This is a genomic window from Stenotrophomonas sp. YJH_SMC_80, assembly GCF_059372495.1.
The window spans coordinates 20506-44642 of sequence record NZ_JCAFVP010000022.1 but is presented as its reverse complement, the minus strand read 5'-3'; the positions used below and the strand labels follow the sequence as shown (position 1 = coordinate 44642).

Below are 24137 nucleotides of genomic sequence, written 5' to 3'. Positions count from 1 at the left end.
GGAGGTCAGTTCCTCCATCGAGGCGGCGGTCTCTTCCAGGTTGGCGGCCTGCTGCTCGGTACGGCGCGACAGGTCGCTGTTGCCGGACGCGATCTCGCCAGCGGCGAGGGTGATGCTGGAGGCACTGGCCTGGATCTGGCCGACGATCTGGGTCAGCTGTGCGACGGTGGTGTTGGCGTCGTCACGCATGCGCGCGAACACGCCGTTGAACTGGCCGTCCATGCGTGCGGTCAGGTCGCCGGCGGCGATCGACTGCAGCAGCTGCGAGAGCTGGCCGAGGTTGCCGTCGGCCACCTGCATCATGCTGTTGAGCTGCTCGATCATCACGCGGAAATCGTGATCGAAACGCTGCGCATCACCGCGCTGGCTGAAGTCGCCGGCGGCGGCGGCCGAGGCCAGCTGCTGGATCTGTGTGTTGATGGCCAGTAGGCTGGCCTTGGCCGCGTCCATCGACTCGTGCAGGATCGCGCGGCTGCCGGGCAGGCGGCGGGCGTCCGGGGCGAGGTTGCCGATGGCGTACTGGTTGAGCACTTCAATGGCATCGACGATCGCATCGAGGTGTTCGAAGATCACCGTGTTGATGCCGCTGGCCAGCTGGCCGTAGACGCCCGGGAAGTCTTCCGGAATACGGTGGCTGATGTCCGGGCCGGCATGCATCTGTGCCATCAACTGGGTCTGTTCGCTGAAGCGGCGCAGCATCGCGGTCATGTCGGCGGTGGCCGCCAGCATGCGGCCAGCCTCGTCCTTGCCGGTGCTCTGGGTGGTGACGCTGAGGTCGCCGCGTGCGACGGCCTGGATGGCGTTCACGGCCTTGCCCAGGGGGCCGGTCACTGCACGTGAGATGACGATGGCCAGCGCAGCGGCCACAAGGGACAGCAGGACGATGCAGCCGATGATGGCGATCATGCTGTTGCGATGGGTGGCGTTGGCGTCGGCGATCTTGCCGTCCATCTGGCCGGCGATGTGGGTGCCCAGGGCCTTCATCGCAGCGAACAGGTCGCGACGCGCCGGGCGCGACTGCTCGTCGGATATCTGCTGTGCCCGAGCGCCATCACCGGCGGCCACGGCGTCGCGCATCGCCTTGTTGGCGGCGAAGTAGCGGTCCAGCTGTGCGCTGGCCGCGCGATAGAGTTCACGCTCCTTGGCCAGCGCCGGCAGCGCCGAGTAAGCGGCCAGCTCGTCATGCACGGCCTTGGCGGTGTCGTCCATGCGCTTGTTGTAGTCGGCGACCTTCTCCGGCTGGTCGAGCATGCTCAGCTGTGCAAGTTCATAGGTGCGGAATTCTCCCAGCTGCGAGCGCGCCTCGCCCAGGTGCTGGACCGAGGGGATGTCGTTGCCAGCCATCTCGCGCAACTGCGCGTTGGCTTCGCTCAGGCGCAGCAGTGCGAAGGCGCCGAGGATCAGGGTCATCAAGGTGGTGAGGGTGAACCCCACGGCCAGCTTGCGGGCGATGGGCAGATCTTGGAACCACTTCATGCAGGGTGCTCCAGGTGGGCAGAGTGCCGGCGTCTGTGCGCCGGTTCGGGGGTGGTTGCAGAGCGAACGGGGGTGCCCGGTGGGGTTCGGTGACGACCGTCATTGCGAAATAACGGCGCCGTCCGCGTGGACTTTATGGACGCAGATCACATTCGGTTGCGTAGGGATGACAGCGCGAAAGCGTTGCAGCGGCGTACTTTCGCTTGGATGAAGTAGTTGCGCCCGCAACCATCATGGCGACGGAGTTCACAGAAGGGATGGGGTCGGATCCCTTTCCTGCGGAAAGGGATCCGACCCCCTTGGCAGAGCGCGCACAAACAAAAACCGCCGCCCCGAAGGGCGGCGGTCCAGTACACGCATGCAGCGTGGATCAGGCGGCCTGCGGCATCCGCAACGAGCGCACCAGTCCGCCGATGTCGACGATCAACGCGACGCGGCCGTCGCCAAGGATGGTGGCACCGGACACCCCGCCGATACGGCGGTAGTTGTTCTCGATGTTCTTCACCACCACCTGCTGCTGGCCGACCAGTTCATCCACTTCCAGTGCGATCTTCTGGCCATCGCCTTCGACCACGACCACCAGCGATTCACTGCCCGGCGCACGGTTGCCGTAGCCGTAGTACTCGCTCAGCGAGAGGATCGGCAGGTACTCGCCACGTACGCGCAGCACGCGGCCTTCGCCGGCCATGCTGCGGATGTCCTCGGCCTGCGGCTGCAACGCCTCAAGCACATAGGCCAGCGGCAGGATCAGGGTTTCGCCGGCAACCGCCACGGTCATGCCGTCGAGGATGGCCAGGGTCAGCGGCAGGCGGATCAGCGTGCGGGTGCCAGTACCCAGGCTGCTTTCGATCTGGACCTCACCGCCCAGTGCCTGGATGTTGCGGCGAACCACGTCCATGCCGACGCCACGCCCGGACAGGTCGGTGACCGCATCGGCAGTGGAGAAGCCTGGCTGGAAGATCAGGTCCCAGACCTGCGAATCGGTCGGGTTGTCCGGTACGGCCAGGCCGCGTTCGGTGGCCTTGGCCAGGATCTTGGCGCGATCCAGGCCGCGGCCGTCGTCGCTCACTTCAATGACGATATGGCCGCCCTGGTGCGAAGCGGCCAGGGTGATCGTGCCGGTTTCGTCCTTGCCCGCGCCGCGACGCACGTCGGGCATTTCCAGGCCGTGGTCGATCGAGTTGCGCACCAGGTGCACCAGTGGATCGGCGATCTTTTCGATGAGCCCCTTGTCCAGCTCGGTGCCCTCGCCGACGGTGCGCAGGCGCACCTGCTTGCCGAGGCGGCTGGACAGGTCGCGGACCAGGCGCGGGAAGCGGCGGAACACCGCGTCGACCGGCAGCATGCGCACGCCGATCACCGCTTCCTGCAGATCGCGGGTGTTGCGTTCCAGCTGGTCCAGGCCGGCGAACAGGCTCTCGGCGTGGACCGGGTCCAGCGCGTGCGAGACCTGCTTGAGCATGGCCTGGGTGATGACCAGTTCGCCGACCAGGTTGATCAGCGCATCGACCTTGTCGACGCTGACGCGGATCGACGTTTCGGCTTCCTGGGTGGCAGCACCGCCGGCGGCAGGCGCAGCAGGCGCTGCCGGCACGACGGCAGCAGGTGTGGAAGGGGATGCAGCAACGGGCGCCTGGGTTGCCAGGCTCGGCGGCGCTGCCGGACGGATGTCCAGCTCGCAGTCGTCCAGCACCCAGGCGAAGGTGTCTTCGATCTTGCTGCGCGGCACCTTGCCGACCAGGCCCAGGTCCCACGCCAGGTGGGCCTCGAGCGGGTCGAGCTGGGCGAAGCCCGGCAGGCGTTCCATGCGCGCGGCCACCTGCAGCGAGCCGAGGTGTTCCAGTTCGCGGATGATGCGCAACGGGTCGTTGCCGCTCATGAACAGCGAGGGTGCCGGGGTGAACCCGATCTGCCAGGCTTCCGGCGTATCGTCCACCTTGGCTGCGGCAGCGGCCGGCGCGCTCGGTGCGGCCTGGCCGGAGAGAACGGCTTCGAGGCGCGCCTTCACTGCGGCGACCGCCGCGGGGTCTGCGGCCTGGCCATGTTCGGCTTCGCGCAGCAGGGCGCGCAGTACATCCACCGAGGACAGCATGGCATCGACGGCATGGCCTTCCAGGGCCCGCTTGCCGGCACGCAGCTCATCGAGCAGCGTTTCCAGCACGTGGGTCAGGCCGGCGATGGCATCGAAGCCGAAGGTGCCGGCGCCGCCCTTGATCGAGTGGGCGGCGCGGAACACCGAATTGATGATCTCCGCGTCCTGCTGCCCCGATTCCAGGGCCAGCAGGCCAGCCTCCATCGCGTCGAGGCCTTCGCGGCTCTCCTCGAAGAAGGTGGCGTGGAAGCGTTGCAGGTCCATGCTCATGGCAGTGGTGGTCCGGAAGCGAAGAAGGGGAGCGGTGCGGGGCGATCAGCCCAGCACTTTCTGCACGGTGGCGACCAGCTGTTCCGGATTGAACGGCTTGACCAGCCAGCCGGTGGCACCGGCGGCCTTGCCTTCGGACTTCTTGTCGGCGGCCGATTCGGTGGTCAGCATCAGCAACGGGGTGAACTTGTAGTCCGGCAGCTGGCGCAGTTCGCGGATCAGCGCGATGCCGTCCATGTTCGGCATGTTGACGTCGGTGACCACCGCGTTGAAGCGCTGGCCCTTGGCGCGACCGAGCGCGACCGCGCCGTCTTCGGCTTCTTCGACGGCAAAACCGGCCGAGGTGAGGGCGAAGGAAACCATCTGGCGCATCGACGCCGAATCGTCCACCACCAAGATACGTGCGCTCATGCAGCGTTCTCCACAGATTTCAGGTTGTCATGGGTTACGTCCAGGCCCAGGGCCTGGGTGACGCCCAGCAGGCGCGCGGCGTCACGGAAGGTTGCGGTGCAACCGTGGAAGTCGGTGCCCAGGCCTGCCTCGCGGCGGGCCTGCACGAATGCACACAGCACCTGCACGGCGGCCGTGTGGATGCGGGCGACCTGGCTTGCATCCAGGGTCAGCTCGCCTGCCTGCGCCACCAGCGGGGCGAGGCGGTTCTTGAGCTCGGTGCTGCTCTCGATGCCGAGATCCTCACCCAGTTCGACAGTGCTCATCGTTGCTCCGGACAAACGGTTCCGTGATCCATAACGGCACCCCGGCGGGGTTCTTTAGAGGAATCGACGCGGTGCGTCGATGCGGTCGCAGCTGAAAAGGGGACGGAGAGGATCAAGTCGCAAGCGACCTGGCGCTACTGCAGCCCCCTCGGCAACGGCGACCGCGCAGTGGGGACGTAAGGTGTTGATCCAACGGATCAACTCCTTGCGTCCCCGACAGGTACCGCGTCGGCGCAAAGCGCCGAGCCACTTGCGACTTAATCCCCTCCGTCCCCTTTTTTCCAGATCAACTCAACAGCCGTGTGGCGTCCAGCAGGATCATCGGGCGCTGGCTGACCCGGGCGACGCCGCGGAACAGATCATTGGAGATCTGGCAGATGCGGGCGGTATCCGGGGGTTCGATCTGTGAATCGGTGAGGTTGGCGACATCTTCCACTGCCGACACGCGCAGGCCGATGGTCTCGCCGTCCTCTTCCAGCACCACGATGCGGGTCAGGGCATCGTCTTCTGCCGCTGCGGCGCCGAGGTGCAGGCCGAGGTCCATCACCGGCACCACCTGGCCACGCAGGTTCATGATCCCGAGCATCGCCGGTGCCGTGCCACGCAACGGCAGCAGTGGCACCGGCAACACCACTTCCTGCACTTTCAGCAGTTCCAGCGCATAGGCCTGAGTCCCGCAGCGCAGGCGCAGCCAGCGCGAGGTGCGCTCGCCGGCGCGGCGGTTCTGCGGGTGCGGACTGCTGGCGGGCTGGTGCGCCTGCGCCTGCAGCTCCTGCCAGGTACCGGGACGGTTGGTGGCCGGGGCATCCAGGGCGACGCGGGGCGGCGGCGCGGCGGCAGCACGCGCGGCCGGGGCGGGCGCGGGTGCAGGGCGCGGTGCCGGGGGCGCAACCACGGCCGGTGGCGGCGTGGGGACATCCTCGCCACCCGCAGCGGCTTCGAACGCAGCCTGCAGACCGGGGCTGTCAGTGTGGGCGAGCTGATGGCTGTCGGCCGCGTCGGTCTCGTAGATCACTTCGTCGGGCAGGTCGTCCCAGGTGGGCTCCGGGCCGGCCTGGGCCGGGGTCGTCTCGTGGATCACCTCGTCAGGCAGGTCATCCCAGGTCGGTTCGCGCTCGGGAGCGGCGACCGGCATTGCGGCGGCCTCGAAGGCGGCTTCCAGTGCTGCCTCGTCCTGTGCCGGGGCAACGGCAACAGCAACAGCGTCCGTCTCATAGATCACTTCAGCGGGCAGATCGTCCCAGGTGGGCTCGCGCTCGGCCGTTGTGGCCGCCTCGAAGGCGGCTTCGAGCCCGGCGTTGTCCACGGCAGGCACCGCGGCGACGGTGTCGGTTTCGTAGATCACCTCGGCCGGCAGGTCATCCCAGGTCGGCTCGCGTTCCGGTTCCGATGTGCTGTCCGGAGCCGGGGCGGCGCTGTCCGGCGTTGGCAGCACGACGGCCGCCGGGGCGATCGCTTCGCCCAGCAGTTCGTCCAGGTAGTCGTCCAGTACGCCGGTGCTGTTCATGCGGCCTGCTCCAGGGCACGGGCATCCTCAACGAGGATCCAGTTCAGTGCGCGGCGATAGGCGGCCAGGCCGCGGCCCGGGTAGTCCTCACCAACGCTGGGCAGGGTCAGGCCTGCGGCATTGCTGATGCGGGTGTCGATCGGAATGGCGTCTTCCCAGACGCGGGTGCCGTGGCGATCCTGCATCGTGCGCAGCGACTCGTTGCCGGCGCGGGTGCGGCGGTCGAACAGGGTCGGCAGGATCGAGATCGGCAGCGGGCGGCGGCGCGAGCGCTCGACCATCTCGCCGGTGCGGACCATGCCGTCCAGGCCATGCAGGGCCAGCGGCTCGGCCTGGGTGGGAATGATCAGGCGGTCGGCAGCGGCCAGTGCGTTGATCATCAACAGGCCAAGGGTGGGGGCACAGTCCAGCAGGATGTAGTCGTGCTGGCCCTGGTGACGCGCCAGTGCGTTCTGCAGGGCCAGGCCGAGGCCGGGCTGGTTGGCGCTGCGGCGCTCCAGCGTGGCCAGCGCCGACTGCGCGCAGACGTAGTCCAGGCCGTGGATGCTGCTGGCATGGCACAGGCTGGAAAGATCGGCCGGCGGGGCGCCGAACAGTTCCAGCACGCCCGCCGGCGGCGGATCCACCGGCACGCCGAAGGCGCGGCTGAGCGAGGCATGCGGATCGAGGTCGATCAGCAGCACGCGATGGCCAAGCGCGGCCAGGCCGCGGCCGAGGGCGAGGGTGGTGGTGGTCTTGCCGACTCCGCCCTTCTGGTTGGCGACTGCCCAGATGCGCATCGGTTTACTCCTTCATTGCCGGGGGAACGGCGGCGCCGACGCGGCTGCCAGCCGGCACCGGCGGCAACTTCACCGGTGCGATGGGGGAGGTGGGGGCGGTGGCCGGAGTTGCGGCGGCCTGTTCGGTGGTGCTGTCGTCGACGGCGCCGGTGGCCGCATTGAGGCGCTGGCCAAGCGGATCCACCGAATGCGAGGTGTCGGCCAGGATGATGACCATCACCCGGCGGTTGCGGTTGCGCCCCTGCGCGCTGTCGTTCTCTTCGCGCGGACGGAACTGGCCATAGCCAACCATCGCCAGCCGTGATGGCTGCACGCCCTGGTCGGCGAACAGGTGCACCACGCTGGCGGCGCGTCCGGCCGACAGTTCCCAGTTCGAAGGGAAGGTGGCGGTGGCGATCGGCACGTTGTCGGTATGGCCTTCCACGCGCACGCTGTTGGGCACGTCACGCAGCACCTCGGCCAGGCTGGCCAGCGTCTGCCGTGCATGCACGTCCAGCGCGGCCGAGCCGGTGGGGAACAGGATGTCGCTGTTGATCTCCACTTCGATCCACAACTCGGTGCGGCGCACGCTGATCATGCCGCGGTCGATCAGCGGCGCCAGTGCGGCGGTGAGGCGGTCGGCGATGCTGTTGAGCTGGCGCTCGGCACGGGCGATCTGTTCCTGGTTGTGCACGGAGACCGGCATGCGCATCTGCGAGGCCATCGACGGCAGCAGGGTCGGGTCGTGCGACGGCGCGGGCGCGGAGGGGCCGATCTTGGTGCCGGACTTGATCACCGAGGGGCTGTCCCAGCCGCCACCCTGCACCTGCTTGTTACCCACCTGCACCGGGTTGATGGTGCGCGGTGCGCCGCCGAAGGCATCGGTGAGCGCGTCGGCCATGATCCGGTACTTGCCCTCGTTGACCGAGGAGATCGCGTACATGACCACGAAGAAGGCGAGCAGCAACGTCATCAGGTCGGCATAGGGGATCGCCCATGCTTCATGGTTGGCGTGCTCTTCGTGGTGCTTGCGGCGGGCCATGTCAGTGCAGGAAGCCGGAGAGGTTGGTTTCGATGTTGCGTGGGTTCTCGCCCTGGGCGATCGAAATCAGGCCTTCAATGACCATTTCGCGGTCGCGGGTGTTGTGCGAGATCACGCTCTTGAGCTTGGCGGCGATCGGCAGGAACAGCAGATTGGCCGAGGCGATGCCGTAGATGGTGGCGGTGAACGCGGCGGCGATGCCGTGGCCGAGTTTGCTCGGGTCGGCCAGGTTCTTCATCACCGCGATCAGGCCGAGAACGGCACCGATGATGCCGAGCGTGGGCGCGTAGATGCCCATCGCTTCGAAGACCTTGGCGCCGGCCTGGTCCTGGTGCTCCTGGCTGCCCAGTTCGATCTCCAGCATGTGACGCATCGATTCGGGTTCAACGCCGTCCACCAGCAGCTGCAGGCCCTTGCGCAGGAACGGGTCCTGCTGCGCTTCCACCTGCGATTCCAGGCCCAGCAGGCCCTGGCGGCGGGCGATGTTGCTCCACTCGACGATCTGCTGGATCAGTTCGCGGCGATCGCTGTGCGGCGGGCGCACGACCCAGCGCACGATCTTGAACGCATGCTTGAACACCGCCGGTGAGGTGTGAAGCAGGATCGCGGCAACGGTACCGACGATGACGATCACGAACGCCGCAGGCGACCACAGCGACGCCAGGCCGGCGCCCTTGAGGATGCTGCCACCGACCAGCGAGGCCAGGGCGAGAAAGAGTCCAATGAGGCTGAGTCTATCCATGGTTCCGGTATCGGCTTGTATGAATGGGACTTGAGACACCGGGAGAATGCGTACAGACGGTAGTCACAGTTTTCGGGTCGCCGGGCCTTGCCCGGCGGCGTTCAGCGTATGCCGTCCACGTCCAGGATCAGTGCCATGCGACCATCGCCGATCAACGTTGCACCGGCATAACCGCGCAGGCCGCGCAGGGCTTTTGGCAGTGGCTTGATGACCACTTCCTCGCGCCCGCGCACCTGGTCCACGACCAGGCCGAAGCGCGCTTCGCCGGCCTGCAGCACCACGATGGTCAGCAGGGTTGACGCGGCCGGCGTCACATCCAGCCACTGGCGCAGGTCGACCAGCGGCAGGGTGTGCGAGCGGCGATCAAGCACGGCGCGGCCATCGAACCAGCCCAGCGAGGTGCGCGGCGCGTGCAGCACTTCCATCACGCGTGCCAGCGGTAGCGCGTAGACGTCCTCGCCGGCCTGCACCAGCAGGGTCGGCAGGATCGCGAGGGTGAGCGGCACGCGGATCAGGAAGCGGCTGCCACGACCCAGTTCCGACTGGATCTGGATCTGGCCGCTCAGTTCGCGGATGCGCGACTGCACCACGTCCATGCCGACGCCACGGCCGGAGATGTCGGTGACCTGCTGCTTGGTCGAGAAGCCGGGCAGGAACACCAGGTGCAGGCATTCCTCGCTGCTCAGGCGGGCGGCGGCTTCCGGATCGATCAGGCCTTTCTCACGCGCCTTCGCGCGCAGCTTCTCCGGGTCGATGCCGGCGCCATCGTCCTGCACCTCGATGCTGACGTAGTCGCCTTCCTGCTGCGCCGACAGGCGTACATGGCCCATCCGCGGCTTGCCTTGTGCTTCGCGCAGGTCGGGCATTTCCACGCCATGGTCGATGGCGTTGCGGACCAGGTGCACCAGCGGATCGGCCAGTGCTTCGACCAGGTTGCGGTCGAGTTCGGTTTCGGCGCCGACCAGCTCCAGGTCCACTTCCTTCTTCAGCGAGCGGGCGACGTCGCGGGCGACCTTGGGGAAGCGCGAGAACACCTTGCCCACCGGCTGCATGCGGGTACGCATCACCGCCGACTGCAGGCGGGCAGTGGCGATGTCCAGCGTCGATACGGCGCGGTCCAGCTCCTCGTCGCGCAGGCGTGCACGCAGGGTCTTCAGGCGGTTGCGGGAAAGCACCAGTTCGCCGATCAGGTTGACGATCGCATCCAGGCGCTTGGTGTCCACGCGCACGGTGTGCTCGGCCTCGGCCATCGGCTTGGCCGCCGGCTTGGCGGCGGGCGCCGGTACGGGCGCCGGGCGCGGTGCAGCGGCAGGTGCCGCCGCGACGGTGGCAGCAGGCTTCGCGCCTGGCGCAGCGCCGCCGTGCAGCTGGTCCAGCAGCGCTTCGAACTCGTCTTCGCTGATCAGGCCGTCGTCGGCCTTCCTGGGCGGCGCGACCGCGGTCGGTGCGTTGCCGCCATGCAGCTGGTCGAGCAGGGCCTCGAATTCGTCGTCGGTGATCAGGTCGCTGCCGGCTGCCGCAGGCGCGGCCGCAGCGACCGGCGCGGCAGTGCCACCGTTCATGTCGAACTGCGCGATCAGGTCCGGCGGCGCATAGCCTGGCTCGGTGCCGGAGGACACGGCGTCCAGCATCGACTGCAGGTAGTCCAGCGATTGCTGGGCGGCGTCGAAGTGGTGGGCCTGCAGCACCGCCTGCCCGGCACGCGCGATGCCCAGGGCCTCTTCAGCGGCGTGGCACAGTTCGACCATCGCGGTGACGCCAAGGAAGCCGGCACCGCCCTTGAGCGTGTGGTATCCACGGAACACCGCGTTGAGCTGCTCGGTGTCCTGCGGTGCCTGCTCCAGCGACACCAGCTGTTCGCCCAGGCGATCCAGGATTTCCTGTGCCTCGATGATGAAATCGGCAGTGATGTCGTCGGATACCGCGCTCATGCTTACAGCCCCAAATCCGACAACAGGTCGTCGGCGTCGTTCTGCGAGACCGCGTGGCGGTCCAGTCCCTTCAGTGCCGGCCCGGCCAGTTCCGGGTCGGTGCGATGCTGTTCCGGCGGCAGGCCGAGTGCGCCGAAGCCCTCGTGCACGCGGCGGACGATGCCGACCACGCGACGGATGATCTGCCCGGTCAGGTCCTGGTAGCTCTGGGTCAGGGCGATCTCGGTCAGGTTGTGGCGGATGCGCTCGAGCTGCGCGTCCTGGCCCGGCTGCAGGCCTTCAGCACGCAGCTGTTCGGTCAGGCTGCGGCATTCCTCGGCCAGGTCCAGGGTGCGGTGCGTGGCCTGTTCGGTCATGGCCACCACGTGGTCCAGGCGTGCGCAGGCGTCGTCCAGCTCACCGGCCTCGCTGGGCACGGTCGGCAGCTCACCCAGTGCCTGCCCCAGCTCGCGGGCCAGCCGCGAGAGGCCGCTCATCATCGGCTGCGTACGCAGCGCGACCAGTCCGTCGATGCGCTGCCGCCAGGCGGCCTCGTCACCGGACTCGAGTGCGTCCAGGGCTTCCTGCAGGCGCAGGGCGAGGGCGCTCTTGTCGACCGTGGTATCCATCAGGCGCTGGCCGCCAGGCGTTCGAAGATCTTGCCGAGCTTCTCTTCCAGCGTCTGCGCAGTGAACGGCTTGATGATGTAGCCGTTCACGCCGTTCTGGGCGGCTTCGATGATCTGTTCGCGCTTGGCTTCGGCGGTGACCATCAGCACTGGCAGTGTCTTCAGCTTGGCATCGGCACGGATCGCCTTCAGCAGCTCGATGCCGGTCATCACCGGCATGTTCCAGTCGGTGACCACGAAATCGAACGGCTGGCTCTGCAGCAGCGACAGCGCGGCATGCCCGTCCTCGGCTTCGGCGGTATTGGTGAAGCCCAGATCGCCCAGCAGGTTCTTGACGATCCGACGCATGGTCGAGAAGTCATCGACGATCAGGATGCGCATGTTCTTGTTCAAAGCAGAGTTCCTTTGTTGTTCATTCCGGGCGGCCGGGGGCAGCCGCCTCGGGCATGTTCATTCTTCCAGGCCGGCGTCCGCCGCCTCGAAAATCTTGAGCCGGCCACGCAGGCGCAGCACCGCCTGGCCGTGGATCTGGCAGACCCGCGACTCGCTCACGCCGAGCACCGCGCCGATCTCCTTCAGGTTCAGTTCCTGCTCGTAGTAGAGCGAGAGCACCAGCTGTTCGCGCTCGGGCAGGTGGCCGATGGCCTTGCCCAGCTCACGGCCGAATTCACCACGCTCCAGCACCTGCTGCGGGGTCGGGCCGCCCTGGGCGACGGTGTCCAGCTCGCCCTGGTCCTCGATGCGCGACTCCAGGCTCAGCACCTGGCCACGTGCGGCGTCCTCCATCAACCGCAGGTATTCGGGCAGCGGCATCTCCATCGCGGCGGCCACCTCGGTGGCGCTGGCGGCGCGGCCGCTGCTCTGTTCCAGGCGGCGGATGGTGGCGGCGGCATCGCGGGCACGGCGGTGCACCGAGCGCGGCACCCAGTCGCCACGGCGGATCTCGTCGATCATCGAACCGCGGATGCGGATCGAGGCATAGGTCTCGAACGAGGCGCCCTGGTCGGCGTCGTAGCTGCGCGACGCTTCGATCAGGCCCATCATGCCGGCCTGGATCAGGTCGTCCACTTCAACGCTGGCCGGCAACCGCGCGGCCAGGTGGTGGGCGATGCGCCGCACCAGGTCCGAATGCTGGGCGATGACCTCGTTGGCCGCCGAGCGCTGGACTTCCCTGTACTGGGCTGCGCCTTTCATGCGGCCACCCCGCGCTGCTTGAGGATGCGCTCGAGGAAGAACTCGACGCCGCCACGCGGTTCGGTCGGCGCCTGCCAGCGTGCGGTGCGACGCGCGATCTCGGTGATCGCCAGCGCGGCCGGGCTGGACGGGTAGGCCTTCACCACCGGCTGCTGGCGCTGCACCGACAGGCGCAGCCAGTCGTCCTGCGGCACGCAGCCCAGGTAGTTCAGCGAGACATCGGCGAGGAACTTCTCGCAGACGCGGGTCAGCTTTTCGTACAGCACGCGGCCCTCGTTGGGGTCGCGCACCATGTTGGCCACTACCTGGATGCGGTCCACGCCGCGTTCGCGCGACAGCACCTTGATCAGCGCGTAGGCGTCGGTGATCGAGGCCGGCTCGTCACAGACCACCACCACGGTGTCCTGCGCGGCCTGGCAGAAGGTCAGCACGCCGTCGGTGATGCCGGCGGCGGTGTCCACCACCATGATGTCCAGTTCGCGTTCCAGCTCGGAGAACACGTTGACCAGGCCGACGTGCTCGGCCGGGGCCAGCTCGGCCATGTGCCGGCGGCCGGACGCGGCCGGCACCACCAGCACGCCGTTCGGGCCTTCGACGATGACGTCGTCCAGCGAGCAGCGGCCGGCGACCAGGTCGGCCAGCGTGAAGGTCGGGTTCAGCCCCAGGATCACGTCGATGTTGGCCAGGCCCAGGTCGGCGTCCAGCAGCAGCGTGCGCTTGCCCATGCCGGCCAGTGCCACCGCCAGGTTGGCGGACACATTCGTCTTGCCCACGCCGCCCTTGCCGCCAGTGACGGCAATGGTGCGCACAGGGCCGAGCGGCTCGCTGCGGGTGGCCGACAGCGGGAAGGTCTTGGTCAGCTTGGCGTACTCACGCGACGGCATGGTTCAACTCCGGGTTGCAGGGCATATCGGCCGCGCGGCGCAAATCTTCAAGGCGAAGTACGAGATTGGCCGCACTGGCCCGGTGCAGGTCCTCCGGAACGTCCTGGCCATCGGTCACCCAGGTGATCGGCAGGGCGTGGTCCACGGCCACTGACAGGGCGTTGCCGAAGCGGCCGGTCTCGTCCAGCTTGCTCAACACCAGGCCCTGCAGGTTGGCGGCGCCGAAGCGGCGGACCACCTCGTCCATGTCGCCGAAGCTGGTGTTGGCCGGTAGCACCAGCAGGGTGCGTACCTGGCGGGCGGCGCGCAGCCACTGCAGCTGCGCGGCCAGCGCGCGGTCGCGCGGGCCCAGCCCGGCGGTGTCGATCAGCACCAGCTTGTAGTCCTTCAGGCGTTCCAGCAGCTGGTCCAGGTCGGTGCCGCTGTTGGCTTCGTGCACCGCGATGCCGAGCTGGCGGCCGTAGCCGTACAGCTGCTCGCGGGCGCCGATGCGGGTGGTGTCGGTGGTCACCAGGGCGACGTCACGCGGCGCGTGTTTCTCGGCGAAGCGCGAGGCCAGCTTGGCGATGGTGGTGGTCTTGCCGGCGCCAGTCGGGCCGACCAGGGCGATCACGCCGCCTTCTTCCAGCGGGTCGACCGGGGCGATCGGCAGCTTGCGCGAGATCAGCCCCAGCATCAGGCCGCGACCACGGTGGGCTTCGGTCTCCAGCGGAATCTGCATGGCCACGTCGCGGGCCAGGCCGGCATCAAAGCCGTACTCGTCCATCAGGTCCAGCGCGGTGGCGCGTACCGGGCAGCCGCGCAGGCGCTCGTCGGTGAAGCGGTTCATCTCGCGCTCGATCACCTGGCGCATGCCGGCCACTTCCTGGCGCAGCTGGCGGATCTCGGCGTCGTCCTGGGCGACGACGGTCAGCGTCGGTGCCGGGGCCAGCACGGGGGCCGGACTGGCTTCGGCGACGGCTTCGAGCGCTGCCGTTTCGCTGGCGGCGATGTCAGGCTGGACATCGGCCATGGCAGCGCCCGGCAGCGGCGGCGGCTGCACGGCGGGGGGCACGCTTTCGTGATGCGTGTCGTGCGGCGGGTCGATCTGGAAGCGGGCGCGGTTGGCCGGCGCGGTGACGGCCGGGCCCGGTGCGACGATGGCCTCGGCGAACGGGGCGAAGATCTGTTCGGGCAGCGCCGGTTCGTTGACGGTGGCGCGCGCCAGGGTGGCTGCGAAGCCGGTGCTGCCGCGGGTCGGCACGATCTCGTCGGCGCTGTCCAAGGTGCGGCCGGTGGCACCCACGGCCGCACGGGCGAGGGCGGCCACGGCCGAGGTGGTGGCGGCCACCGGCTCCGGCGCCGGGGCAGCGCTGCGGCGGCGGGTGACCGCGGCGATCACCGCGTCAGCAGCGGTGCGCGGCTTGGGTGCCGGCGGCGGTGCGACATCACGGCGCGAGGCTTCCAGTGCACGCTGCACGGCGCTCTCGTCGTAGTTGGCCGCGGCGACGATCTCGACGCCTTCCTCGATCCGGCGGTTGGACAGGATCACGGCGTCAGGACCATGTTCCTTGCGCACCAGGTTCATGGCCGAGCGCATGTCGGCGGCGACGAATCGTTTGATTTTCATGCTGTGGTCACGGGACGAAGACGGCGGGGTGGCGGTCGGAGAACTCGGGTGGTCGGTGGTCTGCACGGTGCGGGTTCCCCTTGGTATCTGTCTGTTGCGTTGGTTCGAAGGTGGTGTCTGTTTTCTGGCGCATCGGTGGGCGGCGTCAGCTGATCGTTCCGACCAGCTTCAGGCGCTTGTCCTCCGGCACCTCGCTGTAGGCCAGGACCGACAGCGACGGAACGCTGTGGCGGACCAGGCGCGCCAGCGCGGCGCGCACCGGGCCCGGTACCAGCACGACCGCCGGCTCGTTTCGCGCTTCCTGCTTGCTGACACATTCGGCCAGGCTCTGGTGCAGTCGCTCTGCGAGTCCGGGTTCCAGCGCGGCGCCGTTGCCCTGCGTGGACTCCTGCAAGACACGTTCCAATTGCGGGTTGAGGGTGAACACCGGCAGCTCCGCCGACATTCCGGCGATCTCCTGCACGATGAAGCGGCCCAGCGCGGTGCGCACGGCAGCGGTCAGCACCGCCGGGTCCTGGCTGCTGGGCGCGTGTTCGACCAGCGCTTCGGCGATCTTGCGCAGCTGTCGGATCGGGATGCGCTCGACCAGCAGGTTCTGCAGCACGCGCACCACTGCCGACAGCGGCAGCGCCTTCGGCGTCAGATCTTCGACGAGCTTGGGCGCGCTCTTGGCCAGGTTGGCCAGCAGGTGCTGCACTTCCTCGTGGCCGAGCAGTTCCGGCGCATGTTCGCGGATCAGGTGCGAGAGGTGGGTGGCCACCACGGTGGCCGGGTCGACCACGGTGTAGCCCAGCGTTTCAGCCTGGGCACGCTGGTGCGGCTGGATCCAGGTGGCATCCAGGCCGAACGCGGGATCCTTGCCGGCAATGCCCTCCAGGGTGCCCAGCGCGCTGCCCGGGTCCAGCGCCAGTTCGCGGTCGGGGTGGATCTCGGCGGTGGCCACCGGCACGCCGTGCACCAGCACGCGGTAGCCGTTGGCGGGCAGTTCCAGGTTGTCGCGGATATGCACCGACGGGATCAGGAAGCCGACGTCCTGGGTCAGCTTGCGGCGCACGCCCTTGATGCGCGCCATCAGTTCGCCGCCCTGGTTGCTGTCCACCAGCGGGATCAGCCGGTAGCCGACCTCCAGGCCCAGCGGGTCGACCGGGCGCAGTTCGTCCCAGCTCAGTTCGGCGGTCGGCGCAGCTGCCGCCGGGCGGCCGAGTGCGTTGAGTGCGGCCGCGTCATTGCCGGCGGCTGCCGGGTCGGTGGCTGCGGCCTTGCCCTTGCGGTAGACCTTCCAGGCGATGAAGCCAAGGATCGCGGCCAGCGTCAGGAAAGCGACGTTGGGCATGCCCGGCACCAGGCCGACCACGCCGATGATGCCGGCGGTGATCGCCAGCGCGCGGTACTGGCCGAACACCTGGCCGGTCATCGCCTGGGCCATGTCCTGCGAGCGCGAGGCGCGGGTCACCAGCATCGCCACCGCGCTGGAGACCAGCAGGGCCGGCAGCTGCGCCACCAGGCCGTCACCGATGGACAGCAGGGTGTAGGTGGCAGCGGCTTCGCCGAACGGCATGCCATGCTGCAGCACGCCCACGGCCAGGCCGCCGAGCATGTTGATGAACAGGATCAGGATGCCGGCGATGGCGTCACCGCGGATGAACTTGCTGGCACCGTCCATCGCGCCGTAGAAGTCGGCTTCCTCGCGGACTTCCTCGCGGCGCAGCTTGGCTTCTTCACGCGTCAGCAAACCGGCGTTGAGGTCGGCGTCGATCGCCATCTGCTTGCCGGGCATCGCGTCGAGGATGAAGCGCGCGGTCACTTCCGAAACGCGGCCGGCGCCCTTGGTGATGACCACGAAGTTGATGATGGTCAGGATCGCGAACACCACGATGCCTACCGCATAGTTGCCGCCGATCACGAATTCGCCGAAGGCGGCGATGACCTTGCCGGCGGCGTCGTGGCCGTTCTGGCCGTTGAGCAGGATCACGCGGGTGGAGGCCACGTTCAGCGCCAGCCGCAGCATGGTGGTGATCAGCAGCACGATCGGGAAGATGGTGAAGTCCAGCGGGCGCTTCACGTAGACCACCGCCAGCAGCACCATCAGCGAGATGGCGATGTTGAAGGTGAACAGCGCATCGAGCACCGGCGCGGCCAGCGGGACCACGACCATGGCCAGCAGGGCCAGCACGATCAGCGGTGCGCCAAGGCCCTGGCGGATCATTTCCAGGGCGCGGCGGGTGTTGAAGCCGGTGGAGGGCTGGGCGCTCACGGGCGGCCCCCCTTGCCGAATTCATCCACCTGGATGTGCGGGGCGTCCGGCATCGGGCCAGTGCGCCAGGCGCGCAGCTGGTAGACGTAGGACAGGACCTGGGCGACGGCCGAATACAGTCTCACGGGGATTTCCTTTCCGAGTTGGCCTTCCCGATACAAGGCGCGTGCCAAAGGCGGGGCGGAGACGATCGCGACCTTGTTGCCGTCGGCCACCTCACGGATGCGCAGGGCGGTTTCGTCCACGCCCAGGGCGACCACGGTGGGAGCATTCATGGTCCCACCCTCGTACTTCAGGGCCACCGCGTAGTGCGTCGGGTTGACCACCACCACGTCGGCGGTGGGTACCGCCTCCATCATCCGGCGGTTGGCCATCTGCTGCTGCAGCTGGCGGATGCGGCCCTTCACCTCGGGGCTGCCCTCGCTTTCCTTCATTTCCCGGCGCAGCTCTTCACGGGTCATCTTCAGTTTGCGCATCCAGTTCCAGCGCTGGTAGGGCGCATCGATGGCGGCCAGCACCAGCATCGCGCCGGCGGTGGCCAGCAGCAGGCGCAGGGTGAAGCCCAGGCCATCGGTGATGGCGGTTTCCAGCGGGTGGTGGATCAGCCCGCGCAGGGTGTCGAAGCCGGTCCAGACCACCAGCCCTGCGGCGACGCCGACGAAGGCCACGCGCAGCAGCGATTTGGTGAATTCGGCAATGGCCTCGGGGCCATAGAGGCGCTTGAGCCCGCTCATCGGGTTCATGCGGTTGATGTCGGGCAGCAACGCCTTCTGCGACCAGCGCAGGCCGCCCATCACCAACGGGGCGACGAAGCTGGCCAGCAGGCAGACCAGCACCAGCGGTGCGATCACCAGCATGAACTGCAGCAGCAGGTCGCCGAAGTGGCCGAACAGTTCCTTCGGGTTCTGCCGCAGGCTCTGTTCGGGGCTGAGCGCGTGCTTCATCCAGGCGCTGGCGCCGCGGCCGATCGAACCGCTCATGGCCATCACCGCCAGCACGCCGGCGCCGAATACGGCGGCCGTGCCGAGTTCGCGCGAGCGCGGCAGGTTGCCCTGTTCACGGGCGTCGCGCAGGCGTTTTTCGGTGGGTTGTTCGGTCTTTTCGCCGGCGGATTCGTTCTCGGACATCACGGGCACTGCGGCAGGGGATGCCGGGGTGCGTGCAAGAACCGTTCCACGCATGGCGGGTGGCGCATCCACGCATGGCGTGGATCTACAGGAGGGTGCGGCAGGAACCGTTCCGTGATGGCGGGCGGCGGCACGGGTAGCGCCGGGCCGTGCCCGGCGCAATCATCCGTCCGGCGTCACCGGCTGCAGCGGAATCGACACCATGCTGTCGCTGTGCCAGTCTACCCGCAGCGGCTCACCCGCATCGGCCACGCTCTCGTCGCTGACATCGCGCCCGGTGCCGTGGTTGACCTGGTGCATGGCGTCCTTCAGTACATCCACCTTCACCAGCAGGCGGCTGCCGGCGGCCAGTCGGCGCGCCACCATGCGCGTGCGGTCGAAGGGCAGGCGGATCCATTGCCCGGGTTGCAGCAGCAGGCGCGTTGTCGGGTCGCGTACATGGCTGGCCCGGCCCATGTAGTAGGACAGCTGCATCCGACGTCCATCGGCGAGCAACTCGTACAGGGTGACGGTGAAATCGAAATCCTGCTTGTTGATCCGTACCTTCAGGTCGCCGGAGAAGCTGCCCACCAGATCCATCGGACCGGCAAAGGGATCGGTGGCAAAGGACAGCGCGGTATCCCTTTCGTCCTGCGCCGCGATGATCGGGAACGGGTAGTAGCCATGCCGCATTTCGTTGCGGTCGCCCAGGTCCACGGTCTGCCCCAGCTGGCCCGGCGCTGGCGGCTGTTCCTGCAGGCGGTGGTAGCCATCGGCGGAAGCGGGTGCGGCCGACAGGTGGTAGCGGTGGTGAGCGCCCGCGGCGGCGTCCAGTGTTGCCGCATGCCCCCAGCGATTGGCGCCCATCAGCTGGTAGTTCACGCGGTCAGGCACCAGCGCAGGGCGCGGCGCGCCGCGCAGCACATGGTCCAGCCACTGGAAGGTCAGTGCGGGCGTGTCGAACTGCGCGACGGCGTCCAGGTCGTATCCACGCAGCTGCATCGGCTTGAGCGCCGACTGCGCACCGCGATGGTCATAGGGGCCGATCAGCAGGGCATGGTCGGCATCGGGGCGGTGCCGCAGGTGGTCCTTGAAGTACTGCAGTGCCGAGATCTGGCCGTCGTCGTAGTACCCGGTGACGGTCAGCACCGGGATGCGGATGTCGTCGAACTGGTCGCCATAGGGAACCATCGACTGCCAGTAGGCGTCGTACGTCGGGTGATCGAGCCAGCGCTGCAGCCAGGGGTTGGGCGTGCCGTCGATCTGGTCGATCTGCCGGTAAGGGCGGCCGGAGGCATACCAGCGGCGCGGCAGCTGCGACCAGCGCTCGTTCTGATCGTAGGTATCGTTGTCCAGCATCGGGCCATTGGCCACATAGAACGCCCAACCGTAGTTGGCACTCAGGAACACGTTGTTCTCCATCGGCAGGCCCTGGCCGGGGATGGCGGCAACGTAGGGCACGATGGTCTTCAGTGCGGGATGGTGATGGCGCGCTGCTGCCCAGGCGGTAAAGCCCTCGTAGCTGCCGCCATACATGGCGACCCGGCCATCGTTCCATGGCTGGTGGCTGATCCAGTCGATGGCCGCATTGGCGTCCTCGCCGTCATGTTCGTAGGGAGCGATGGTGCCCGTGCCCTGGCCCTTGCCGCGCGCATCGACCACGATGCCGGCGTAGCCATGCGCGGCGGCCAGCAGCATCTTCTGCCGATTCTTGGGTGGATCGGTGTAGATGGTGAACAGCATGGCCGCAGGCAGGGGCACCGATGCGGCGCGAGGGCGGGCCAGCTGCGCCGACAGCACGACGCCATCGCCAACGGGGATGCGCAATGCGTCGTCGATGGCGAAGCGGCGCTGCTCTTCCGCCGCGACCAGCGGAGGGGCCAGGGCAGCGGCCAGGGTCTGCGCACGCAGTACCGCCCGCAGGCGCAGCAGTTCCAGGGCGACAGCCTCGGCAATGGTCGTCGCCCCCGCCTGTGCCGCGACGGCCTGCTCCAGCTGGGCGCGCACCGGGGCTGGCTCAACCGAGAGTGCGGCACCGGCCTGCACCGCGGCAACGTCGTCGAGGGCGGCGAAGGTGGCGTGGAAGGCGCGCGCATACTCCGCTGCGTCCTGCTCGCCGGCGGTGACGAGCAGCAGCATCGGTACCCAGCGTTGCACTGCTGCGGTATCACCTTCGCCTGCAAGCGATGCGCGTGCCTGCTGGATCGATCGCCGCGCTTCGGCCGTCTGGCCCGCCGCCACCAACGCGTGGCCGCGCTGTACATCGGTCAGGCTGGGCGACTTCAGCACGCCCTTGCCAAGGGCCTGCAGGGCAGCGTCGACCTGGGCCGGGGAAGCATCGGCTGGCAATGACCACGGCAGATCAGCGGCGTTGGCGTGGCCAACAGCAAGGGCCAGCAACAGGCCAGCAAGGGGGGTGCGTAGGGCCACGGGCGCTTCCTTGGATGACGGTGGAACGGCGCATCCACGCGTGGCGTGGATCTACCGAAGGCCAACCAATGGTAGCGCCGGGCCGTGCCCGGCGGGAGCCGAGCGCAGGCTCGGCGCTACCGGGGCGCGTCGTCGCTGGGCGGTGGGCTCTGCGCCAGTTCCACCCGCGGCCGGGGCAGGTCGTGCAGCTGCATGAAGCGCGCCGCATCGACCGGCCGTCCCAGCAGGTAGCCCTGCAGGTAGTCGCAGCCCAGGCGCTCCAGGTAGGCGCGCTGGGCGGCGGTCTCCACGCCCTCGGCGACGATGTCCATGTCCAGCGCATGGCCCAGCGCCACGATCGCCGAGACGATCACCACGTCCTCTGCACTGTGTTCCAGGTCGCGCACGAACGCATGGTCGATCTTGATCTCGGTGGCTGGCAGCCGCTTCAGGTACAGCAGGCTGGAATAGCCGGTGCCGAAGTCATCGATGGAGATGCCTACGCCCAGCGCCGACAGCGCCTGCAGCAGGCGCAGGCTGGTGTCGGTATCGCGCATCACCGTGCTTTCGGTGATTTCCAGCACCAGGTGGCGCGGGGCGATGTTGTGGCGTTCGATCACCGCGCGCACATCCTGCAGCAGGTGCGGCGAACTGAACTGCACCGGCGACAGGTTCACCGACATCGACCAGCCTTCGTGACCGGCATCGTGCCAGCGCCGCAGCTGCAGGCAGGCCTGGTCCAGCGCCCAGCGCCCGATCTCGTTGATCGCGCCGCTGCGCTCGGCCAGGCGGATGAACCGATCGGGCGGAATCAGGCCATGCTCCGGATGGTGCCAGCGGATCAACGCTTCGGCACCGGCCACCTTCTGCGTGGCCACGCGGATCTTGGGCTGGTAGTGCAGGAACAACTGCTCGCTGCCGATGGCCCGGCGCAGGTCGGCCAGCAGCCGGAACTGTTGTTCGGCGCTGTCATTCATCCAGTCGGCGAACAGCACGAAGGCGTTGCGCCCGGATTCCTTGGCCTGGTACATCGCCGCGTCGGCAAAGGCCATCAGCTGCCGCTCGCTGGCGGCGTGATCCGGGCAGATCGCCACGCCGATGCTGGCGGTTACCTGCAGTTCGTTGTCCGGCAGCAGCGGTCCACTGCCGACCGCCTGCAGGATGCGCCGGGCGAGGGTTGGCAGATCCTCATCGTGCTCGATGCGCACCACCAGCACGAACTCATCGCCGCCCAGGCGCGCCAGCATGTCATGCGGGCGGAGCAGCTGGCGGGTGCGCTCGGCCACCGCCACCAGCAGTGCGTCACCCGCCTGGTGGCCATAGGCGTCGTTGACCTGCTTGAAGCCGTCCAGGTCCATGAACATCACCGCGAAGCGGCTGCCGCCCTGTTCGGCCTCGGCCAGTGCCTGCACGATGCGGCGCTGCAACAGCAGGCGGTTGGGCAGGCGGGTGAGCGGATCATGCAGTGCGGCCTGGGTCAGTTCCTGCTGCGCGTCGGTCAGCGAGGTACTCAGCATGGAATTGCGCAGCCGCAGCAGCTGCGCCTCCACCCGCTGGTCCAGCCAGGACACCACCAGCACCACCGCGAGGATCGCGACCGTCAGCACCACTACCAGCATCGCCAGCCACTCGTTCTGCAGGCCATCGCCGACCGCCGCGCCGCAGATGCTGCCTTCCGGAAAGCGTGCGGCGGCCATGCCGGTGTAGTGCATGCCAACGATGGCCAGCCCGAGCAGGCCAGCGGCTGCCAGGCGATCACCGATGCGGGTGCGCTGCGCGCGCAGGCGGAATGCCACATACAACGCAGTCCATGAGGCGGCGACCGCTACCATCAGCGAGAACAGCAGCCAGCCCGGGTCGTAGTCGATGCCAGGCTGCATGCGCATCGCCGCCATGCCAACGTAATGCATGCCGGCAATGCCGGTGCCCATCAGCAGCGCGCCACCGGCCAGCCGAGGGTGCGGCAGGGTACGCAGTGAAACCAGCCATAGCGCGAACACCGATGAGGCGATGGCCAGGGCCAGGGAGAGCAGGGTGATCGGCAGGTCGTAACCGAGCGGAATGGGCAGGTCGAAGGCGAGCATGCCGATGAAGTGCATCGACCAGATGCCCAGGCCCATGGCGAAGCCACCACCGAGGCGCCACCACCAGGCCGCGCCCTTGCCGGGTGCGGTGACCGTGCGCCCGGCCATCGCCAGCGCGGTGTATGAAGCCATCACGGCAACCAGCAACGAGATCGCCACCAGCCACGGGTTGTACGTGCCTACCAGCATTCGTCAGTCTCCCGGACCTGCCTGTCGACGGAAACCACGGTGGGGCATGCATGAGGCAGGCCGACGCAGGGCGGCGGCCACGTGCGGCATCCCCCCGGTTGCCGCGCATTCACTCTAGCGCGCAGACCCGGGGGAAGGGCAAGCGGTAAAACGTGATGATCGGGTCAGTGTGTGACCGCGTCCGCAGCCTGGAAGGCGGCATCGAACAGGCGCTGTACCGGCGGGCCCATTTCCCCGGCCAGCAGGGCCAGCAGGAACAGGCCCAGCAGCAGTGAGACCGGCAGGCCGAGCTGGATCGGATTCAGTGCCGGGGCAGCACGCGCCAGCACGCCGAAGGCGAGGTTCACCGCCAGCATCGCCACGGTCAGTGGAATGGCCAGGGTCAATGCGCCGCGCAGCACCGTCAGCAGGAAGGTCGGAGCGATGCTGAAGAAGGCGTGCGGGTCCGGCAGCGGGGCGCCGATCGGCAGCGCCCGGTAGCTGTCCACCACCAGCGAGATCAGCGCCAGATGGCCGTTGGCGGTGAAGAACAGCAGGCCGAACAGCAGGTAGAACCACTGCCCGATCACGCCGGAGGTGCCACCACGAAGCGGGTCGCTCATCTGCGCGAAGGCCAGGCCGGTGCCCTGGGCGATCAGTTCGCCGGCCATCGCGCCGGCCTCGAACACCAGCCGCAGCAGGAAGCCGATGGACACGCCGATGGCCAGCTCGCGGGCGATGGTCAGTACGGTGGCAGCATCGAAGCCGGTCCAGTCCGGAACCGGCGGCAGCAGCGGTGCCAACGCGATGGCAAGGGTACCGGCCAGGATCACGCGGATCCGTGCCGGCACCGCACGGGTGCCGACCATGGGCATGGCCATGGCCACCGCGCCGATGCGCAGCATGGTCCACAGCACGGTGCCGATCATGCCAAAGGCCTGCAGGCCGTCGGCAGCCATCTGGGTGGCGGCGTCCATCGAGGCGCGTGTCCTAGCCGATCAGGTGTGGAATGCGCTGGAACAGCAGCGTGGTGAATTCAACCAGGTGGCCGATCAGCAGGCTGCCGAGCGCGAACAGCACCGCGGTCAGTGCCGCCGCCTTGGCAACGAAGGCGATGGTCGGTTCGTTGAGCTGGGTCGCGGCCTGCACCACGCCCACCACCACGCCCACCACCAGCACGGTGAGCAGCAGCGGGCCGGCCACCCACAACACGGTGATCAGGCCGCCACGCAGTTCGGTCAAGGCAAGTTCGGGAGACATTCGGGGTCCATCTGCTTGTGTGGAGTCG

At 68.2% G+C, this 24137-nt stretch carries 20 protein-coding genes; all 20 read right to left on the bottom strand.

Annotated elements, in window-relative coordinates:
- The coding region (locus AC5P99_RS20475) for an MCP four helix bundle domain-containing protein (RefSeq protein ID WP_495213507.1) at window positions 1-1476 on the bottom strand (1476 nt) is incomplete at its 3' end.
- 370 nt (window positions 1477-1846) lie between these two features.
- Window positions 1847-3838, bottom strand: a complete 1992-nt coding sequence (locus AC5P99_RS20470) for a chemotaxis protein CheA (protein WP_005409520.1) — start codon at window positions 3836-3838, stop codon at window positions 1847-1849.
- Between the two features lie 45 nt (window positions 3839-3883).
- Complete coding sequence (locus tag AC5P99_RS20465; RefSeq protein WP_005409521.1) at window positions 3884-4249, bottom strand: response regulator; 366 nt, start codon at window positions 4247-4249, stop codon at window positions 3884-3886.
- Window positions 4246-4554: an STAS domain-containing protein gene (locus tag AC5P99_RS20460; RefSeq protein ID WP_495213506.1), complete on the bottom strand. Its 309-nt coding sequence runs from the start codon at window positions 4552-4554 to the stop codon at window positions 4246-4248. The genes AC5P99_RS20465 and AC5P99_RS20460 overlap by 4 nt, the downstream gene beginning before the upstream one ends.
- Window positions 4555-4840: 286 nt before the next feature.
- Entirely contained in the window at window positions 4841-6061 is a 1221-nt protein-coding gene (locus AC5P99_RS20455) for a chemotaxis protein CheW (protein ID WP_495213505.1), read from the bottom strand.
- Complete coding sequence (locus AC5P99_RS20450) at window positions 6058-6840, bottom strand: ParA family protein (RefSeq protein WP_012480096.1); 783 nt, start codon at window positions 6838-6840, stop codon at window positions 6058-6060. Before AC5P99_RS20450 ends, AC5P99_RS20455 begins: the two co-directional genes overlap by 4 nt.
- A 4-nt stretch (window positions 6841-6844) precedes the next feature.
- Entirely contained in the window at window positions 6845-7861 is a 1017-nt protein-coding gene (gene motD, locus AC5P99_RS20445; RefSeq protein ID WP_005409526.1) for a flagellar motor protein MotD, read from the bottom strand.
- Window position 7862: 1 nt separating this feature from the next.
- Window positions 7863-8603 (bottom strand): flagellar motor protein, encoded by a 741-nt coding sequence (locus tag AC5P99_RS20440; RefSeq protein WP_005409527.1) that lies wholly within the window; start codon window positions 8601-8603, stop codon window positions 7863-7865.
- A 101-nt stretch (window positions 8604-8704) separates the two neighbouring features.
- Window positions 8705-10534, bottom strand: a complete 1830-nt coding sequence (locus AC5P99_RS20435) for a chemotaxis protein CheA (RefSeq protein ID WP_099604697.1) — start codon at window positions 10532-10534, stop codon at window positions 8705-8707.
- Window positions 10535-10536: 2 nt separating this feature from the next.
- Window positions 10537-11142 carry a protein phosphatase CheZ gene (locus tag AC5P99_RS20430; RefSeq protein WP_010482455.1) on the bottom strand — a complete coding sequence of 202 codons (606 nt, stop codon included), beginning with the start codon at window positions 11140-11142 and terminating at the stop codon, window positions 10537-10539.
- On the bottom strand, window positions 11142-11534 hold the full coding sequence (cheY, locus tag AC5P99_RS20425; RefSeq protein WP_005413247.1) for a chemotaxis response regulator CheY: 393 nt from the start codon (window positions 11532-11534) through the stop codon (window positions 11142-11144). Before cheY ends, AC5P99_RS20430 begins: the two co-directional genes overlap by 1 nt.
- Before the next feature lie 57 nt (window positions 11535-11591).
- Window positions 11592-12335 carry an RNA polymerase sigma factor FliA gene (locus AC5P99_RS20420; protein WP_005413248.1) on the bottom strand — a complete coding sequence of 248 codons (744 nt, stop codon included), beginning with the start codon at window positions 12333-12335 and terminating at the stop codon, window positions 11592-11594.
- The gene (locus AC5P99_RS20415; RefSeq protein ID WP_005409532.1) at window positions 12332-13219 is read right to left on the bottom strand and encodes a MinD/ParA family ATP-binding protein; all 888 of its coding nucleotides are present in this window, start codon (window positions 13217-13219) and stop codon (window positions 12332-12334) included. Before AC5P99_RS20415 ends, AC5P99_RS20420 begins: the two co-directional genes overlap by 4 nt.
- On the bottom strand, window positions 13206-14828 hold the full coding sequence (flhF, locus tag AC5P99_RS20410; RefSeq protein ID WP_495213504.1) for a flagellar biosynthesis GTPase FlhF: 1623 nt from the start codon (window positions 14826-14828) through the stop codon (window positions 13206-13208). The genes AC5P99_RS20415 and flhF overlap by 14 nt, the downstream gene beginning before the upstream one ends.
- A gap of 145 nt (window positions 14829-14973) precedes the next feature.
- The gene (flhA, locus tag AC5P99_RS20405) at window positions 14974-17034 is read right to left on the bottom strand and encodes a flagellar biosynthesis protein FlhA (protein WP_176414773.1); all 2061 of its coding nucleotides are present in this window, start codon (window positions 17032-17034) and stop codon (window positions 14974-14976) included.
- Window positions 17035-17078: 44 nt separating this feature from the next.
- Window positions 17079-18209, bottom strand: a complete 1131-nt coding sequence (gene flhB, locus AC5P99_RS20400; protein ID WP_227860266.1) for a flagellar biosynthesis protein FlhB — start codon at window positions 18207-18209, stop codon at window positions 17079-17081.
- A gap of 162 nt (window positions 18210-18371) precedes the next feature.
- Entirely contained in the window at window positions 18372-20618 is a 2247-nt protein-coding gene (locus AC5P99_RS20395; protein ID WP_495213503.1) for a CocE/NonD family hydrolase, read from the bottom strand.
- Between the two features lie 116 nt (window positions 20619-20734).
- On the bottom strand, window positions 20735-22870 hold the full coding sequence (locus AC5P99_RS20390) for a putative bifunctional diguanylate cyclase/phosphodiesterase (RefSeq protein WP_495213502.1): 2136 nt from the start codon (window positions 22868-22870) through the stop codon (window positions 20735-20737).
- A gap of 164 nt (window positions 22871-23034) precedes the next feature.
- Window positions 23035-23826 carry a flagellar biosynthetic protein FliR gene (gene fliR, locus AC5P99_RS20385; protein ID WP_005409539.1) on the bottom strand — a complete coding sequence of 264 codons (792 nt, stop codon included), beginning with the start codon at window positions 23824-23826 and terminating at the stop codon, window positions 23035-23037.
- A gap of 13 nt (window positions 23827-23839) precedes the next feature.
- On the bottom strand, window positions 23840-24109 hold the full coding sequence (locus AC5P99_RS20380) for a flagellar biosynthetic protein FliQ (protein WP_005413254.1): 270 nt from the start codon (window positions 24107-24109) through the stop codon (window positions 23840-23842).
- Window positions 24110-24137 lie beyond the last annotated feature (28 nt).